This is a genomic window from Dolichospermum heterosporum TAC447, assembly GCF_024584745.1.
Taxonomy (GTDB): domain Bacteria; phylum Cyanobacteriota; class Cyanobacteriia; order Cyanobacteriales; family Nostocaceae; genus Dolichospermum; species Dolichospermum heterosporum.
Map to the genome: position 1 here is coordinate 2,297,630 of NZ_CP099464.1, position 17,861 is coordinate 2,315,490.

General features: G+C 39.0%; 15 protein-coding genes. 8 read left to right on the forward strand and 7 right to left on the reverse strand.

Annotated features, from left to right (window positions below; genetic code table 11):
• Nucleotides 1-208: 208 nt before the first annotated feature.
• Complete coding sequence (locus tag NG743_RS10195) at nt 209-859, reverse strand: DUF3386 domain-containing protein (RefSeq protein ID WP_027402714.1); 651 nt, start codon at nt 857-859, stop codon at nt 209-211.
• A 1,038-nt stretch (nt 860-1,897) separates the two neighbouring features.
• On the opposite strand from NG743_RS10195, the gene clpB reads away from it, so the two are divergent.
• The 4 genes from clpB (at nt 1,898) to NG743_RS10215 (ending at nt 5,976) form a co-directional block, all read left to right on the forward strand.
• The gene (gene clpB, locus NG743_RS10200; RefSeq protein WP_257121944.1) at nt 1,898-4,516 is read left to right on the forward strand and encodes an ATP-dependent chaperone ClpB; all 2,619 of its coding nucleotides are present in this window, start codon (nt 1,898-1,900) and stop codon (nt 4,514-4,516) included.
• Nucleotides 4,517-5,238: 722 nt separating this feature from the next.
• Entirely contained in the window at nt 5,239-5,526 is a 288-nt protein-coding gene (locus tag NG743_RS10205; protein WP_027402717.1) for a type II toxin-antitoxin system Phd/YefM family antitoxin, read from the forward strand.
• Entirely contained in the window at nt 5,510-5,731 is a 222-nt protein-coding gene (locus tag NG743_RS10210; RefSeq protein ID WP_257121945.1) for a type II toxin-antitoxin system RelE/ParE family toxin, read from the forward strand. Before NG743_RS10205 ends, NG743_RS10210 begins: the two co-directional genes overlap by 17 nt.
• A gap of 152 nt (nt 5,732-5,883) precedes the next feature.
• On the forward strand, nt 5,884-5,976 hold the full coding sequence (locus NG743_RS10215) for a helix-turn-helix domain-containing protein (RefSeq protein ID WP_233455513.1): 93 nt from the start codon (nt 5,884-5,886) through the stop codon (nt 5,974-5,976).
• Between the two features lie 13 nt (nt 5,977-5,989).
• Here NG743_RS10215 and NG743_RS10220 read toward each other — a convergent pair whose 3' ends face one another.
• Nucleotides 5,990-6,565, reverse strand: coding sequence for a DUF924 family protein (locus tag NG743_RS10220; RefSeq protein WP_257121946.1), 576 nt, complete (start codon nt 6,563-6,565; stop codon nt 5,990-5,992).
• 5 nt (nt 6,566-6,570) lie between these two features.
• Entirely contained in the window at nt 6,571-7,137 is a 567-nt protein-coding gene (locus NG743_RS10225) for an SRPBCC family protein (RefSeq protein ID WP_035082469.1), read from the reverse strand.
• 447 nt (nt 7,138-7,584) lie between these two features.
• Between NG743_RS10225 and rd the strand changes: the two genes are divergently transcribed.
• From rd to lpxD, 3 genes are all read left to right on the forward strand, one after another.
• On the forward strand, nt 7,585-7,749 hold the full coding sequence (gene rd / locus NG743_RS10235) for a rubredoxin (RefSeq protein ID WP_071992801.1): 165 nt from the start codon (nt 7,585-7,587) through the stop codon (nt 7,747-7,749).
• A gap of 91 nt (nt 7,750-7,840) precedes the next feature.
• The gene (locus tag NG743_RS10240; RefSeq protein WP_193964430.1) at nt 7,841-9,079 is read left to right on the forward strand and encodes a BaiN/RdsA family NAD(P)/FAD-dependent oxidoreductase; all 1,239 of its coding nucleotides are present in this window, start codon (nt 7,841-7,843) and stop codon (nt 9,077-9,079) included.
• Nucleotides 9,080-9,244: 165 nt separating this feature from the next.
• Nucleotides 9,245-10,270, forward strand: a complete 1,026-nt coding sequence (gene lpxD / locus NG743_RS10245; RefSeq protein WP_027402721.1) for a UDP-3-O-(3-hydroxymyristoyl)glucosamine N-acyltransferase — start codon at nt 9,245-9,247, stop codon at nt 10,268-10,270.
• Between the two features lie 130 nt (nt 10,271-10,400).
• On the opposite strand, the gene NG743_RS10250 is transcribed toward lpxD, so the two are convergent.
• On the reverse strand, nt 10,401-10,805 hold the full coding sequence (locus tag NG743_RS10250) for an ExbD/TolR family protein (protein WP_193965024.1): 405 nt from the start codon (nt 10,803-10,805) through the stop codon (nt 10,401-10,403).
• Complete coding sequence (locus tag NG743_RS10255; protein WP_193965026.1) at nt 10,789-11,442, reverse strand: MotA/TolQ/ExbB proton channel family protein; 654 nt, start codon at nt 11,440-11,442, stop codon at nt 10,789-10,791. Before NG743_RS10255 ends, NG743_RS10250 begins: the two co-directional genes overlap by 17 nt.
• A gap of 675 nt (nt 11,443-12,117) precedes the next feature.
• On the opposite strand from NG743_RS10255, the gene NG743_RS10260 reads away from it, so the two are divergent.
• Nucleotides 12,118-15,603, forward strand: a complete 3,486-nt coding sequence (locus tag NG743_RS10260) for a class I SAM-dependent DNA methyltransferase (RefSeq protein ID WP_257121947.1) — start codon at nt 12,118-12,120, stop codon at nt 15,601-15,603.
• Between the two features lie 454 nt (nt 15,604-16,057).
• Here NG743_RS10260 and NG743_RS10265 read toward each other — a convergent pair whose 3' ends face one another.
• Nucleotides 16,058-16,708 (reverse strand): MAE_28990/MAE_18760 family HEPN-like nuclease, encoded by a 651-nt coding sequence (locus NG743_RS10265; protein WP_257121948.1) that lies wholly within the window; start codon nt 16,706-16,708, stop codon nt 16,058-16,060.
• Complete coding sequence (locus NG743_RS10270) at nt 16,705-17,835, reverse strand: DUF262 domain-containing protein (protein WP_257121949.1); 1,131 nt, start codon at nt 17,833-17,835, stop codon at nt 16,705-16,707. The genes NG743_RS10265 and NG743_RS10270 overlap by 4 nt, the downstream gene beginning before the upstream one ends.
• Between the last annotated feature and the right edge of the window lie 26 nt (nt 17,836-17,861).

A 17,861-nucleotide genomic window follows, 5' to 3' on the forward strand; every position in this document is an offset into this window, starting at 1 on the left:
AATGACTAATTGGTTAGTTGTTAGTTGTCAGTTGTCAGTTGTTAGTTGTCAGTTGTTAGTTGTCAGTTGTCATTGGTCATTGGTTATTGGTCAGTTGTCAGTTGCAAAAGAATATTTTTCTCCCCCGCCCCCTCCCCCCACTCCCCCCACTCCCCCCACTCCCCCACTTCCCCCCTCTCCCCCCCTCCCCCCTCCTCCTACTCCCCGCCTATTCCAGTAGCTGAATATTGGAATAAACAAACTCAGTAATTGATTGCGGAGTTTCAGTTTTCCCGTCTTCATACTCTGCCACTATCTGCTTTGTCAAAATGTAATAATCACCAAATTTTTGATATGTATCCGTAAATTTGAGAATGCTATTAACATCACCTGTTTGCGAATTACGAAAAACTACATGATAAGCAGAAGGGATATAACCGCAGTCTGTAGCTAGAAAATCGTCATAATTCATCTCCAAGGACATCCGACCCATAACCCGAACTTCTTGATATATTTTTTGGTTACGGATTTGATAGTGAGAATCAATATTTTCACTCTTGACAAAAACCTTTACACCGTCATTTTCTACCGTTTCACCTAAAATAAAGTCATGTTGACCATAGGAATCTAAAAAACTGGTTTTTTGACAGCGGGTAACTATTTCCTGTAACTGAATATCAATTCCTGCTGCTATTTGTTTATCTGCGACTTCTGTAACTTGTATATTCAGGCTGGGGTCAATCTGAATCTTACCAGTATAAACCTCACCTTCCTGTAGCAGTTGCACATTGGCAGCATAACCAGGAAAATTCTCATCCCAAGTGTAACGACTTTCATAAGCAGTTTGAAATAAAGTTTCTGCCGTTGACTGAATTGCCATATCACCACTTTGACTGCATTTTTCTAATAGTTTAACAAGAATAGCAGAAGTCCCACGTCTCACTCTTAGGAGCGTGGGATGAATGCGCGTGAGTGAGGAATTGCCCTTGTCTGAATCAGGATGTCCAGGATTTGAGGATTTTCAGGATTTTTGTTGATGATCTGGTGAAGTCACAGATCTAATTTCTTTTATAGTGTGAAGATGATTTTTTATCCTTAAATCTGAATGTTTATAGACAATCAAAAAATCACATCCTGCACATCCTTAAATCCTGGGTATCCTGATTCAGACAAAATATTATTGATAAATTGAACTCGTTCCCAGACTCCGGCTGGGAATGGGAGTTTGAGGCTCTGCCTCAAATACAGTGAATATAGTGGAGGCAGAGCCTCCTGTGGGCATTCCCCGGTAGAGCCAGGGAACGAGGGAAGATGATTTTTTATCTTCATCAATGATAAATTGAACTCGTTCCCAGACTCCGGCTGGGAATGGGAGTTTGAGGCTCTGCCTCAAATACAGTGAATATAGTGGAGGCAGAGCCTCCTGTGGGCATTCCCCGGCAGAGCCAGGGAACGAGGGAAGATGATTTTTTATCTTCATCAATGATAAATTGAACTCGTTCCCAGACTCCGGCTGGGAATGGGAGTTTGAGGCTCTGCCTCAAATACAGTGAATATAGTGGAGGCAGAGCCTCCTGTGGGCATTCCCCGGCAGAGCCAGGGAACGAGGGAAGATGATTTTTTATCTTCATCAATGATAAATTGAACTCGTTCCCAGACTCCGGCTGGGAATGGGAGTTTGAGGCTCTGCCTCAAATACAGTGAATATAGTGGAGGCAGAGCCTCCTGTGGGCATTCCCCGGCAGAGCCAGGGAACGAGGGAACGAGGGAGGGGCAATTCCCCGGTTGTAGTATACGCTTTGTTACTCCAGATTGGGCAATAATACTACATTTTAAAGACGTGAAGACCGATCTAGCAATTACGCCAAATATTTTTACAATGATCTTATTAAACGGTAGTTTGTTATTCTAAAAGCTTATGCAGCCGACTAACCCCAATCAATTTACAGAAAAAGCCTGGGAAGCGATCGCTCATACCCCCGATGTCGCTAAACAGTATCAGCAACAGCAGCTAGAAAGTGAACACCTGATGAAAGGGTTGCTGGAACAGGAAGGACTGGCCAGCGCGATTTTCACCAAAGCTGGGACAAGTTTGCAAAAAGTTCGAGATCGCACTGAGCAGTTTATCCAACGTCAACCCAAGGTATCGGGGACTAGTGCTTCTGTTTATTTAGGACGCAGTTTAGATACATTATTAGATCGGGCAGAAAAATATCGTCAAGAATTTAAAGACGAATTTATTTCTATTGAACATTTACTGTTAGGTTACGCCAAAGATGATCGGTTTGGCAAAAGTTTACTGCAAGAATTCGGTTTAGATGAAAACAAACTCAAAAATATTATTAAAGAAATTCGGGGGAAACAAAAAGTGACTGACCAAAATCCAGAAGGTAAATATCAATCACTGGAGAAGTACGGACGTGATCTCACAGAAGCCGCCCGCAAAGGTCAACTAGACCCCGTAATCGGTCGTGATGATGAAATTAGACGCACAGTACAAATTCTCTCCCGCAGAACCAAAAATAACCCGGTTTTAATTGGTGAACCTGGTGTGGGGAAAACTGCGATCGCCGAAGGTTTGGCACAGCGCATTGTGGCGGGTGATGTTCCCCAATCTCTCAAAGATCGCAAACTCATCAGTTTAGATATGGGGGCTTTAATTGCGGGAGCAAAATTCCGAGGTGAATTTGAAGAACGTCTCAAAGCCGTATTAAAAGAAGTCACCGAATCCGGCGGCAATATTGTCTTATTTATTGATGAAATTCATACCGTTGTCGGTGCAGGTGCAAGTCAAGGGGCGATGGATGCCGGAAATTTATTGAAACCGATGTTAGCACGGGGTGAGTTACGCTGCATTGGGGCGACAACTTTGGATGAATATCGCAAATATTTGGAAAAAGATGCCGCTTTAGAAAGACGTTTTCAACAAGTTTATGTAGATCAGCCTAACGTTCAAGATACAATTTCCATCTTACGCGGTTTGAAAGAACGTTATGAAGTCCATCATGGGGTGAGAATTTCTGATAGTTCTTTAGTCGCTGCGGCTACTTTATCAAATCGTTATATTAGCGATCGCTTTCTCCCTGACAAAGCCATTGATTTAGTAGACGAAGCCGCTGCTAGACTGAAGATGGAGATTACATCCAAACCCGAAGAACTAGACGAAATAGACAGAAAAATCCTCCAATTGGAAATGGAAAAACTTTCCTTACAAAAAGAAAGTGATCTCGCTTCCCGTGAACGTTTAGAAAGATTAGAAAAAGAACTCGCTGACCTCAAAGAAGAACAAAGAACTCTCAGCACACAATGGCAATCTGAAAAAGGTATTATCACCAAAATTCAATCAATTAAAGAAGAAATTGACCGAGTTAATCTAGAAATTCAACAGACAGAAAGAAACTACGATCTTAACCGGGCTGCGGAATTAAAATATGGTAAATTAACAGACTTACATCGCCAATTACAAGCCGTAGAAACTGAACTTTCCCAAACCCAAGGCACAGGAAAATCACTATTGCGCGAAGAAGTTACAGAAGCCGACATTGCGGAAATTATTTCTAAATGGACAGGAATTCCTCTGAATAAATTAGTGGAATCAGAAAAAGAAAAACTCCTGCATTTAGAAGATGAATTACATCATCGGGTTATCGGTCAACATGAAGCCGTTACCGCTGTCGCAGATGCCATTCAACGTTCTCGCGCTGGACTTTCTGACCCCAACCGTCCCATAGCCAGTTTTGTCTTCCTTGGTCCAACCGGTGTCGGTAAAACCGAACTAGCGAAAGCCTTAGCCGCCTATATGTTCGATACAGAGGAATCTTTGGTGCGGGTTGATATGTCTGAATACATGGAAAAGCACGCCGTCTCTCGTTTAATTGGTGCGCCTCCCGGATATGTGGGTTATGAAGAAGGAGGACAATTAACCGAAGCCATTCGTCGTCGTCCCTACGCGGTGATTTTATTCGACGAAATCGAAAAAGCCCACCCCGACGTATTTAATATTTTCTTACAAATCCTCGATGATGGTCGGGTGACAGATGCCCAAGGTCGCACAGTAGACTTTAAAAATAGTATTATCATCATGACCAGTAACATCGGTTCTCAATATATCCTGGATATATCTGGAGACGATAGCCGTTACGATGAAATGCGTAATCGGGTGATGGAAGCAATGCGAAATAGTTTCCGTCCAGAGTTCTTAAACCGTCTAGATGAATTAATTATTTTCCACAGTTTACAAAAATCCGAATTGCGGAATATTGTTCAATTACAAGTAGATAGACTCAGACAAAGATTAACTGATAGGAAAATGGCTTTGAAATTATCCAGTGCTGCTCTTGACTTTTTGGCAGAGGTAGGATATGATCCCGTTTTTGGGGCAAGACCATTAAAAAGAGCAATTCAGCGGGAACTAGAAACCCAAATAGCCAAAGCCATTTTACGCGGTGATTTCAGCGACGGTGACACCATTTTTGTAGATGTCCAAAATGAGCGTCTTGCCTTTAATCGTTTACCCGCAGAGGTGTTTACGGGTTAGATTTGAGAGTCCCTTCAAGCCAGGGAATAAATTCCCTGTCTAAAAGCTAAAGTCATCTAAAGATGACTAGTACCGCAAGGCGGAAGTCAAAAGTCAAAAGTCAAAAGTCAAAAGTCAAAATGAAGACAGTATAGGCTTTTGGAGGGTTTAGAATGGTTGGTTTATTTACGCCGTTTTGTACTAGTACACTGCGGCGTAAGTGAATGAACCCGTTCTTTGACACTCTCCGGTCTAAAGACGCGGAGATTCTATAGAGAGTTTCAGTCTATATCCCTCAGTTATCCCAGTTTCAGGCACTGCCTTAAATATTTGGGTTCTTGCCCTGATTTCGTTGGCCCTGGCGGGCGAAATCATATTTGACAAGCGTAACTTTCCGAGAGTCCCTCGGTAGCTTTTTATGTCTTTAGTGACAATCTAGTTGTATCACGAATATGGATTAAAATCAATGCAGGATAAATCCTGCCTCTAGCCTTCATCCCTTGTCTAAAGCCCAAATGTGGCTTCCTGAGTCACCCACATTTTCAAGGGTTTTCGGCGTTCTTCCTTATAAAACTTACCCAAAATTACCAAAGTCTAGACACATCTGGACAGCAATAATCTTAGTGTTTATTTCCTGCTTCATCGCGGACAAGGATTGTTACCTAATATTCTTTTGTGCTTGAAATTTTTACACCAATAAGTTAACATGAAATATCATGAGAATTTCATGGAGAGTAATAATAATGCTTGATGCACGGGAAATTTACCCCCTTTCAGACTTTCAGCGCAATGCTAGACAGTTCATTGAACAAATACAGTCGAGTCATAAACCAATTATTCTCACTGTTAATGGTAAAGCATCCGTGATCATGCAGGATGCAGCATCTTATCAAGAATTACTGGATGAGTTAGAACTAGCAAGGTCAGCCGCAAAAATTCGTCAAGGCATAGCTGAAGCTGCTGCTGGAAAGACAAAAGACGCGGTAGAAGCATTAGAAGAATTACGGTTAAAGCATGAAATACCTCGTTAGAATTACTCCAATAGCACTAGACGATGCGGAGGAATTTTATTTGTGGATTTCTCAAGATTCTCCTGTAAATGGGGCTAATTGGTTTAATGGATTACTTGCTGCAATTGATACTCTTGCTTCCATGCCTCACCGTTGTCCGATCGCCCCAGAAAAGGAAATAGTAGGACAAGAAATCCGATATCTTCTGTGTCAGGGACGGTTTTAATTTTTTCCCTGACTCCAGGTAAAACCTTAAATTGCAAGGGTGATTTATCGGAGGCTACTTGATTTTGTGGTTTAAATTTAATCCGAGGCATTGCCAAATCCTAATATGTCTGATATACTAGATATTATAGCACGACATTGAAGGTCGAATCAATGCTTCTATCATTCAAAACTGCACTAATTCCAAATAACCGACAGATTACAGCTTTTCGCAAGGCTTCTGGAGTCGCTAGACACGGAAAATAACCCAATTCCCAACTTAAAAGGAAGAACCTGGTTCTTCCAAAAATTCCTCTTCTTCTGGGGTAGAAATCCGTCCTAAAATGGCATTACGATGGGGAAAGCGACCAAATCGAGCAATTATTTCCTTGTGTCGAAAAGCCGATTCAATCGCTTTTGCACTGTAGGGATCATGACTAAGTTGTTGAAATAGCTTAATACACTTCCGTTGATCAATAGGGTTTTCACTATGTTCAAAGGGTAAATATATAAACCAGCGCTGCACAGCTAATAATCGTCTATCATAGCCTTTGTTTGTGGCGTGTTGCGCTAATGATAGTGCTTCCCAGTCAGTTGCAAAGGCTTGTGGGGTATCACGAAACATATTTCGGGGAAATTGATCTAGCAACAGAATTAAAGCTAGACAGGTTTCTGGTGAATTCATCCAATCATGTAAAGATCCTGCTACCGCCTTTTGGTAGTCTTCCAAAAAAAAGTCGCAGACCTTAGCATCGAAATCTGACGATTTTTCAAACCAAAATGGTTGAATCTTCCCGTAATTTGGGTCATTTGGATGACCAAACCAAAAATCCAAAATAGTTTTTGCCTGTGACATTGCTATTATTGATGATTACAAAGCACCTGTCGCATTTTACATAGATTTGCTGGTAACTCCAAATTCATTGCTTGTTCAATAAAAATTGAGGGGATGGGAATGTTGGGGGTGGCTTGTACGGTATAAGCTAATAAAGTGCCATTACCCATATCTTTGAGTTCTAAACTGGCATGAAAATCTGCAAATGAGCCTCTTTCCATGCGAAACTGGACTTGCTGCCCTAATACCTCCACCACGCTCAAATAAATTTCTACTTGAGCCGTGAAAAATAAAAAGGCTTTTTGTGCGGCTTGATAGAGACGTTTAACATCACCTTTAGATATGACTTCACTTTTGGTGATATCGGGAAAATATTGTACCCAACGGGGGTAATCTGTAATTTGTTGCCAGACATGGGATCTCATTAGGGGTACATACATACAAGCGGTAACAGCACCACCCCAGTTAGTATGGGATCTTGTTTGTACTAATACTTCCCCCTGAATCAGCAGTCTTTGCTGATCTTGATTCCAGAGGCTATCTGGTAATGGTAACATGGCGTAAGCGATATTTTTAAGATTTGAGTTTGACATATATAATGCAGATATAGTGATTTTGGTAACGTTTTAACTGATTAACCTTGATAATTTAATTGAGTTTAACTTGCTCAATTCTAATTACAGTCGAATTCATAGAGTTTTCGCAATGAGTCTAAAGTTTATGTTCACTTATGGAAGCATCATTTTTATATCCAACGCAAATTGGAGTTAACAGGAAAACACCGTGAGTCAATCTTCTTTAAATGGCAAATTAATCCAAGGTTTTGGGATTCTCTTGGGGATGAGCGTATCCTTGTTCGTACTGAGAGGATTGGGTATTATCACTTTCCTTCCTGGTGGTGTAATTACTCTACTGTTCTTTGGGGCTATAGCTTTGGCAATCTTCAGTTATTGCTCAAGGAGATGGTGGCGTTTTTAGATTTACCACCAATAATTATTACATCAAAAAAACTGACAAGTCATTGATCAGAGGTAAAAAAGATGCAAAAGTATATATGTACGGTTTGTGGCTATATCTATGACCCAGAAATAGGTGATCCTGATGGTGATATAGCGCCAGGAACGGCTTTTGGAAATATTCCCGATGATTGGGTGTGTCCAGTTTGTGGTGCAGCAAAATCGGACTTTGAGTTATATGAAGAGTAATATGGACATAGGATAGATCCCCGACTTCTTCGAGAAGTCGGGGATCTGAAATCTGAAGTCTGAAATCTGAAATATTAAAAAATTTTTGAAGTTGTTACCTTTGCAAATTGTAGTTATTGGTGGTGGGGCTGCGGGATTCTTTGGTGCGATCGCTTGTGCTGAAGCTAATCCCCAAGCCCAGGTTACTTTAATTGAAGCGAGTCGTCAACCTTTGGCGAAAGTGCTGATTTCCGGTGGAGGGCGTTGTAACGTTACTCATGCTTGTTTTGAACCAAAAATTTTAGTCCAGAATTACCCTAGAGGTGGTAAGGCTTTATTAGGTGCTTTTACCCGGTTTCAACCTTTAGATACCATAGCTTGGTTTGCGGCGCATGGGGTGAATGTGAAAACGGAAGCTGACGGAAGGATGTTCCCGATTACAGACCGTTCGGAAACCATTGCTGAATGTTTGATTAAGGCGGTTTTTGATGCCAACATAGAACTTTGTATTGGTACACCTGTTACGGCTGTCACCCGCAAAGATACAGGTTTTGAAATTCTCCTCAAGTCGGGAGAAACTAAAGAGTGTCATCGCTTACTATTGGCTACAGGTAGCAGTTTAGCTGGTTATAAAATTGCTAGGGAATTAGGTCATGAGATCCAAACTCCTGTACCTTCCTTGTTCACCTTTAACGTTGCGGATGCTAAACTGCGGGAATTAGCGGGAATTAGCATTAGTTCTGTAAATCTGCGCTTACCAGGTACAGGGAAAACCCCATTACAACAAACAGGTCCATTATTAATTACCCATTGGGGTATAAGTGGTCCAGCAGTGTTGAAACTTTCGGCTTGGGGTGCAAGAATTCTTAATGAAAATCGCTATCAACACAAATTACTGATTAATTGGTTGCCAGATTTATCACAAGAAGAAGTGAGACAAAAACTTTTAACCGTCAAAGCTGAATGGGGACAAAAAGCGATCGCCTTACATCGTGGTGTAGACTTACCACATCGGCTTTGGCAATATATTATCAATCGTATCCATCTTCCCACAGAAGAACGTTGGGCAACCATATCCAACAAAACCTTAAATCAACTAGTCCAAGAAATCTCCCAAGGAGAATACCTAATCACAGGTAAAGGTGCATTTAAAGAAGAATTTGTCACCTGTGGAGGAGTGAACCTCAAAGAAGTCAACTTCAAAACAATGGAAAGTAAAATAGTCCCCGGCTTGCATTTTGCTGGTGAGATATTAGATATTGATGGTGTCACAGGTGGCTTTAACTTCCAAAGTGCTTGGACAACAGCCTACTTAGCCGGTCAGTCCATGACAAAAGCAACAGGAAATTAATTTCTTCCTTTGCGCCTTTGCGCCTTTGCGTGAGACAAAAATCTATAAATCGTTTTAGTGAAGTTAGAAAATAAACCATCAAACTCTTCTTAAGTTCCCTCTTGCCTATTGCCTCTTGCCTGTTCCCTGTTCCCTGTTCCCTGTTCCCTTCTTTTGTAAATCAGTATGAAATTTAGTGAAATTCTCAATCAACTTGGTGATTATATTACCGAAAGTAGCCCTAACATTGATTTAGAAATTACTGGAGTTGCAGCCATAGATGAAGCAATATCGGGGACTCTCAGCTATGTAGAAGGAGCTAAATTTTCCGCATTGCTCAATTCTACTGGTGCGAGCGCTGTAATTTTGCCCCCAGATGAAAAATTGCAGAATCAAGCCGGAGAAAAGGGTCTAGCTTGGTTATCAACAACTCAACCCAGACTGGTATTTGCGAAAGCGATCGCCCTATTTTATCAACCTTACCGTCCTACTCCCGAAATTCATCCTAGTGCCGTGATTCACCCCAGTGCCAAAATTGGTGATGATGTGTATATTGGCGCTCATGTTGTTATTTCTCATGATGTAGAAATTGGCAATCATGCCATTATTCATCCTAATGTCGTTATTTATCCAGAAGTAAAAATAGGCGATCGCATCACCCTACACGCTAACTGTACCATCCACGAACGCACCCAAATCGGTGCAGATTGCGTTATTCATAGCGGTGCTGTGATTGGTGCAGAAGGCTTTGGCTTTGTCCCTATTCGGACAGGTTGGTTGAAAATGGAACAATCGGGTTACACCGTTTTAGAAGATGGAGTAGAAGTAGGTTGTAACACAGCCATAGACCGTCCCGCAGTCGGAGAAACAAGAATTGGTAAAAACACCAAAATTGATAACTTAGTGCAGATAGGGCATGGCAGTCAAATAGGCTCTGGTTGCGCCATAGCAGGTCAAACAGGCATGGCTGGAGGCGTAAAGATTGGAAATCGAGTAATTTTAGCTGGACAAGTGGGAATTGCCAATCAGGCTAAAATTGGAGATGGGGCAATGGCTTCCGCTCAAACTGGTATTCTCAAGGATGTTGCACCGGGAGAAATTGTCTCAGGTAGTCCAGCCATACCACACAAACTCTACCTCAGAGCATCAGCAATTTATAGCCGCTTGCCAGAAATTTATCAAAATCTCAAAAAATTACAAAAGAGGGGGTAGGGGGTAGGGGGTAGGGGCAGGGGGAGTTGGGGAAGTAGGGGAAGTAGGGGGAGTTGGGGAGAAATTTCATTCTTCATTCTTCATTCTTCATTCTTCATTCTTCATTCTTCATTCTTCATTCTTCATTCTTCTAAGGTGTTTGGGTAGCGATCGCTAATTTTGCCCCTTTTACCTGCCGCACCCGATCCATAACCATCACCACTTGACCGTGAGTAGCACTTTGATCAGCATTGATAATAACTACTACTTGCGTATTTTTGCCCATCAACTCCTGTACTTTTACTGGTAAAGTCTCAAAAGTGACTGGCTGGCGATTTAAACTCAGATCCCCTGCTGAATCTACCGTAACGGTAATTGGTGCGGCTGATGATTGGGCTTTGGCTGTGGCTGCTTTAGGTAAATTCACTGGCAGACCTTCAGAACGATGTAAGAATAAAGTAGACATAATAAAAAATGTCAAAATAGCAAAGATGACATCAATCATCGGCACAATATTAATCTGGGCTGGTACATCAGGTTCATCTGGTAGACGCATAGGATCTATCCCCTCTTTCATAATGACGACGATACAGCAATTCTAGCTGACCACCATATTCTTGAATCCAAGCAATTTGCCGCAAATACATACCGCGAAAACTATTCGCAAAAAATAAAGTAATAATAGCTACAACTAATCCCGATGCTGTGGATACCAAAGCTTCACTAATTCCAGAGGTAACACCGGCGGTTTTTGTCCCCCCCACATCACCAATATTTAAGGATGCAAAAGAGCCAATTAACCCCAAAACTGTCCCTAGCAATCCCAGTAAGGGTGCTAAACCAATAATTGTATCGAAAATGTTTTGAAACCTTTTTAATAAGGGGATTTCTGCCTGGGCTTCACTTTCCAAAGCCAAACGAAATTCTTCTGGGTTGGCTTCTTCCAATTCTAAAGCCGCTAAAAAAATTCGGGCGATCGGTAAATCAGCGTTTTTATGTAAGATGTCTAAGGAGGTAACTACATTACCTTGACGATAAAAACCTAACACCTCCTTGACTACGCGATTTTGACGACCGCTAATTCCTATCCAAAAGGTAATCCGTTCCAGAATAAGAGTGATTCCTAAAACGGAAAAAAATAGCAGTGGCCACATCACTACGCCACCAGCTTTGAATAAGTTACTAATTTCCATTGACTATTTTGCTAATTCTGGACAAAGCTAGATTAACAGATTTTTGTGGAGAGAATGTCATTAATAGGCGATCGCTATGGCAGAGTATTGTCTAAATCTTGATTCGACGTTCTCAAATTCAAAAAAATTTAAAAAATTTAAAAAATTTAAAAAAAATTTCTTTTTTTTGGTTTAACCCGATTGACTTTTTTAGCTCGGCGTGATATTTTTATAATGGGAGTGTGTGCATTAATAAAAATTTTGCCCACATCCAATTATATTAATATAACTATATTACCACATTCAGCGCGATCGCCACCCCTAAAAAAAGAATTTTTTTGAAGAAAAACTTAGGGACTTCCAATTAAAAAAATCCCCAAAAGTTTCTTGTGGTGCGGGACGAATTGCCCGCTAATTACCAAGGACAGGCAGGATGCCCATCCCACAAAATTGGGTAATTTATTTTTTGGTGATCCCTTATACTGCAAACGGTTCATAGTTTAACCAAATAAGTAGTGAGACAGAATTAATTACACAATGTCATTGCGTAAACGTGGCGTTAGCCATATGGAACGAAGTGAAATCAAGCAATTCCAAGGGTTGTGATTGCTTCCCTTCCCTCGCAATGACTGTAAATATTTTTGTCCAATTACTTATCAGACAAAAATCCTGTAAAATCCTGAAATGTTGTAAATCATGATTCTGATGAAAAATGAAGATAGCCAACGAGTAGAAATATTCCTCAAAAAATGGAAAGGTTCGCAAGGTAATGAGAGAGCAAATTATCAGGGTTTCTTTTTAGAACTTTGTGATGCTTTGACGGTAGAACGTCCATTACCTAAAGGTAGTATGGCAAATGATCCTTATTGTTTTGATAAAGACATCAAAATTTTTAACAAAGATGGAGTTACTACAAACTTTGCAGACTTCTACAAAGAAGGACATTTTTTAATTGAAGCTAAACAAGGGGGAAATGCAGCTAAACGTGGTACTGCTAAACGAGGAACAAAAACCTACGACATAGCAATGGAAAAAGCTTTTTATCAAGCTCAAAGTTATACGCCTTTTTTACCAAGTAAACCTCCCTTTTTAATTACCTGTGATATTGGTTCACATTTTGAAATTTGGATGAGTTTTAGTGGTAATTATGGCGGTTATGGTGCGCGGGAAAAAATTAATCTTGATCAGCTTTTAGATGAGAAAGTATTTAATCGCTTTGTTGCGATATTTAATGATCCTCAAAGTCTCAACCCGGAAAAATATCGAGCGCGGGTAACAAGAGAAGTAGCTGATACTTTAGCTAAATTAGCGCGGTGGTTGGAACAACAAGGATACGAACCTAAAGAAGTCGCCAATTTCCTCATGCGCTGCATTTTTACCATGTTTGCAGAAGATGTAAAATTATTGAAAGGCGATGTTTTTACTAAAGCTTTAAAAGAACGTTGGTTGGTTGAACCGAAAACATTTAAAACCCAGATTGAAAAACTTTGGAAAGTTATGAATACTGGGGGAGAATTTAACTTTGATGAAATTCCCCAATTTAATGGCAGCTTTTTTAAAGATGCTACAGCTTTTGATTTACCCAAAGAACAGTTAGAAGTCCTATCGGAAGCTGCAAATAAAGATTGGACAGAGGTAGAACCGGCGATTTTTGGGACTTTATTAGAACGAGCTTTAGATAGTAAGGAACGGAAAAGTTTAGGAGCGCATTACACACCCCGATCCTATGTTGAGCGGTTAGTGCGTCCGGTGGTAATAGAACCTTTACGATCAGAATGGTTATTAGTTGAATCGGAAGTTGATCGGTTTTTAACTCTGAAGGAAAAACAGCAAAAACCGACAAAGACACAAATAGAAAAGGCTGAAAATGAGATTCGGGGATTTTTAGAGAAATTACAACAAATTCGGATTCTTGACCCTGCTTGTGGTTCGGGTAATTTCTTGTATGTGACTTTAGATTTGCTGAAAACATTGGAACAGGAAGTACAGATGCGCTTGCTGGATGTTTTGGGTAAGGTGACAACAAATTTATTAGAGGAATTTGATCCCCGGTTAGCAGGAAGAAAACAGATAAATCCAGCGCAATTTTTAGGGATTGAAATTAATCCTAGAGCGGCGGCGATCGCAGAGTTAGTAATTTGGATTGGTTATTTACAATGGCATTTTAAACGCTATGGAAGTACACCACCACCAGAACCGATTTTACAGGATTTTCATAATATTGAATTTCGTGATGCGGTGTTAGATTATGATGGCAAGGAGTTAGATATTGATGCTAAAACGGGTAAGGTAAAAACTCGCTGGGGTGGAAAAATGATCAAGCATCCTGTGACGGGTGAAGATGTTCCTGATTCGAGTGATCAAGTTCCTATTTATCGTTATCTTAATCCTCGTCCTGCTCAATGGCCAGATGCAGATTATATTGTTTCTAATCCTCCTTTTATTGGTAAAATAAATATGCTTGAGTCTTTAGGAGAAGGTTATGTCCAGGCAATAAGAGATACTCATAAGGACATACCAGCTTCTGCTGATTTGGTTATGTATTGGTGGAATCAAGCGGCTAAGTTAACTCAGCAAAGTAAAATTAGAGCCTTTGGTTTTATATCAACTAACTCATTACGTCAAACATATAATCGTCGTGTTACAGAATCTTATCTTGAATCTAGTAAAAATCCCATTTCTATTATCTTTGCTATTCCAGATCATCCTTGGTTAGATTCTGTAGATGGTGCTGATGTCCGTATTTCAATGACAGTAGCAACTTTGGGTAATAATGATGGAAAACTACTAAAGCTTATTAATGAAGAGTATATTGAACTATCTGAAGGCAGAGAAATTCAACTATCTTTGGAGAATATTTCTGGAAAAATTCAGTCAAATCTTACTATAGGAGCTTCAGTTACAAAGACAATAGCTTTACAAGCAAATTCAAAACTCGCAAATACAGGATTAACAGTTGGTGGACGTGGTTTTATATTAGATGATAAAGAATATAAATATCTGATTGATACTGAACCAAAAAGCAAGTTATTCATTTTTCCTGTGGTAAATGGAAGAGATTTAACTGATAAAAATAGAAAACTATGGATAATTGATACTTTTAATTTTTCTGAAAAATATTTGATAAATGATGTCCCTAAAACATATCAATATCTTTTTGAAAAAGTCTATCCTGAGAGGCAAATAAATCCAGATCCAAAGCTAAGAAAATATTGGTGGCTACCAAGACGAAGTAATGAAAAAGTTAGAAGTTCTATATTGGGAATTAAACGCTATATAGCCACAGTTTTAACTTCTAAACATCGTGTTTTTATCTTCCTAGATTCTAATATTAGATCAGAGATTAGTATTGTAGTGATTGCTTTGGATGATGCTTATTATCTTGGAATTATTAGCAGTCATATACACATTACTTGGGCTTTAGCTGCGGGTGCAAGACTCGGAGTTGGTAACGATCCAAGATATATTAAATCTCATTGCTTTGATCCTTTCCCTTTGCCAAATCCTAAACCAGAACAAAAACAGAAAATCCGAGAATTAGGAGAAAAATTAGACTCCCACCGTAAACGAGTACAAACACAACATCCTGAAATCACAATTACGGGAATGTATAACCTGCTTGAAAAACTCCGCAAAGGTGAAACATTTACAGAAGCAGATAAAGCATATAACAATAAAGCCTTAGTTTCCACCCTCAAACAAATTCATGATGAATTAGATAACGCGGTTTTTGATGCTTATGAATGGCAAGATTTAAAAGATAATCAAAAAACAAAAGCCGAAATTGAAGAAATAATTTTAGAACGTTTAGTTGCGCTCAATGCTGAACGTGCAGAAGAAGAACGTAACGGAACAATTCGCTGGTTGCGTCCTGAATATCAAGCACCAAATGAAGTTACCCAACAGGTGCTAACGGAAGTCATGGAAACAGAAGAAACTGTCATTATTCCCACCGAACAAAAAACTTTTCCCAAACAACCAAAAGAGCAACTTGCAGCTATCCGCGACTTACTCCGCACCAATACCAGCGACTGGACTGTGGATCAAATTGCTGCTCAATTCAAAAATGGTGGAAAATACAAAAATGCCATTGCTGAAAATCTAGAAAGATTAGAATGGTTTGGGATTTTAATCTGTCGAGAAACAGAATCAACCAAACGCTGGCAATATGTGGAAATATAGAGAGGATCAAGATCCCCGACTTCTTGAAGAAGTCGGGGATCTGATTGATCTGAAATTTTTCAGGACATCAAAAATTTAAAAAAATTAAATTTTGAAAAAAATTCGTTTTTTGGGGTTCAACCCCGTTGACTTTTCCCGCCAAATATGATATTTTTATAATGGAAATGTGTGCCTTAATAAAAATTTTGCTTATGCTCCATTATATTTATATATCTATAATACCACGCCGGCAGCGACCCGAACCCTAAAAATAAAAAATTTTTTTCAAAAAAACTTATTTAAAGTTTAAAATCAATAACTTTAACTTATGAATTAATAAAAACAAGATCATGACATATAATGGTGTATGGATAACGGGTTACTAGTACAGGTCGGCGGAAATAAATAGACCATTCCAAACTACTGGAAAGCTCATTGTATATTCGTTTTGACTTTTGACGAACGCCTTGTGGTACTAGTTTTTCAAAAGAAAATCTTGATTAATAGCAGCATTTTCTATCCGATTACGAAATTCTTCTAGCATCTCCATAACCATTGTCTGTAATTCTATATATTGTTTTCTATCAATTGTCAAAGAATCTTCACCATGTGCAATTTCGTTTCTTGTCTTTAAAAGTTTTTCGTCTATGAGTTTAGATTTAGTGGAGTCAAGGGAAAAGTCTATTCCCAGGGTATGAGTTATTTCTTTTAGAATTTCCAAAGACAGATTAGATGCAGTAGAAATTGGATTTTTGGGTAAAGAACATCTTTCATCTAACTGGAAAAGAAAAAAATCACAAACAGGTATATATAATGATGCTTTATTTGTCTCTTTTGCCTGTTTGAGTTTTTCTTTCATTGCCAAAGCTAAAAAATTACTAGAAAGTTGTCCATATCGTAGTCTTTTGGTTCTAATATATTCCACATAAGAGTTTCCTGCTAATTTAACAAAACCCTCCCAATGAGCATACAAAATACATATTCCACTACGAATACATACATTATGCCTTTGAGGAGAAACATTTTTTAATTCTATCAAGGTTTTTATTTCTGAAAGTTCCTTTTTTCTCCAAGCAATATCAGTTGCCAGAGTCTTATTTAAGTCTTCAGGAGTTTGGATGCTCATAAAGGAGAAAATACTCCTTGACCAGGAGAAAATACTTCTCTACCCAGTGGAATAAGATAGGGTAAACGTCTGACAGCATTCACACCTGCACCAGACCACTTTTTATAAGTTGAATCTGACCAAATAGTTTTGATTGAATCAGATATTGTGTTTGTTGCTGGGATATTTTGATAATTATATCCTATCCCTAATGCTATCACTTCAAATGCAGATAATAGAAAACCGCCCAGAAATCTATCTTGTTCAGATTTATATCTTTTGAAACTATTATCCCCTGTGGTTTGATTAAGAATATCAAATGTTGTCTTAAATGCTGTTTCTATATGGCTATAATCTAAGTTTTGATTAAGAGCCATTTCGCGCATTTTCTCTGTTAGGAAAACGTTAACATCATCACCCAATTTTTTAATAATTTCCACATCCTGATCAAATAGCAGAATAAACCGCAATACTAACTCCATATCATACCGTTCTTCCTGAAACCTATCACTCAAAGAAATACAGTTTTTGAAGGGTTCATAGTCGGCAAGTGATCTCATCAATTCATATAAATTTCTATTTAACATTAAAAGGATACGATTTCTTACTTCTTGAAGTGTGGCAATAGATCCTCCTGTATGGAGTCTCTGAAATAGCTCATATTTAATCATTTCATCGCTTTCTTTTTTGACAATACTGACAGGAATTATTGCTCGCCTAATTAATAAACGTTGTGTTTGAGTTAAGGAGTTTATAGTGTCATTTGGGTCATCCCATTTTTTACCTTCTAAAGAAGGTAAATATGTAGTTTTTTGTAGAGCGACTGGCTCTGTATTTTCTTCTTGTTCATTTTTTTTAAGAAGATCCGTAAATTCATATATTGTTGATAGTCTTTGAACACCATCTACAACATCCCAAACACCATCATTTCTTTGAATAACAAAGATTGGGGGAATTGGTATGCCTAATAAAATTGATTCGATAAAAGCTGATTTTTGATGTTTTGACCAGCGAAAAAATCTTTGAAAATCTGGATTAATATCAATCTCATTACTCTGATAAAGACTCATCCATTCGCCAATAGACATTGAGTAACCATCTGTCTGAATCTCTTGCCTTATTTTGTCAATTTCTTCTTGTAGGGACATAGTTTAAAGTGATATAAACTTTAGTA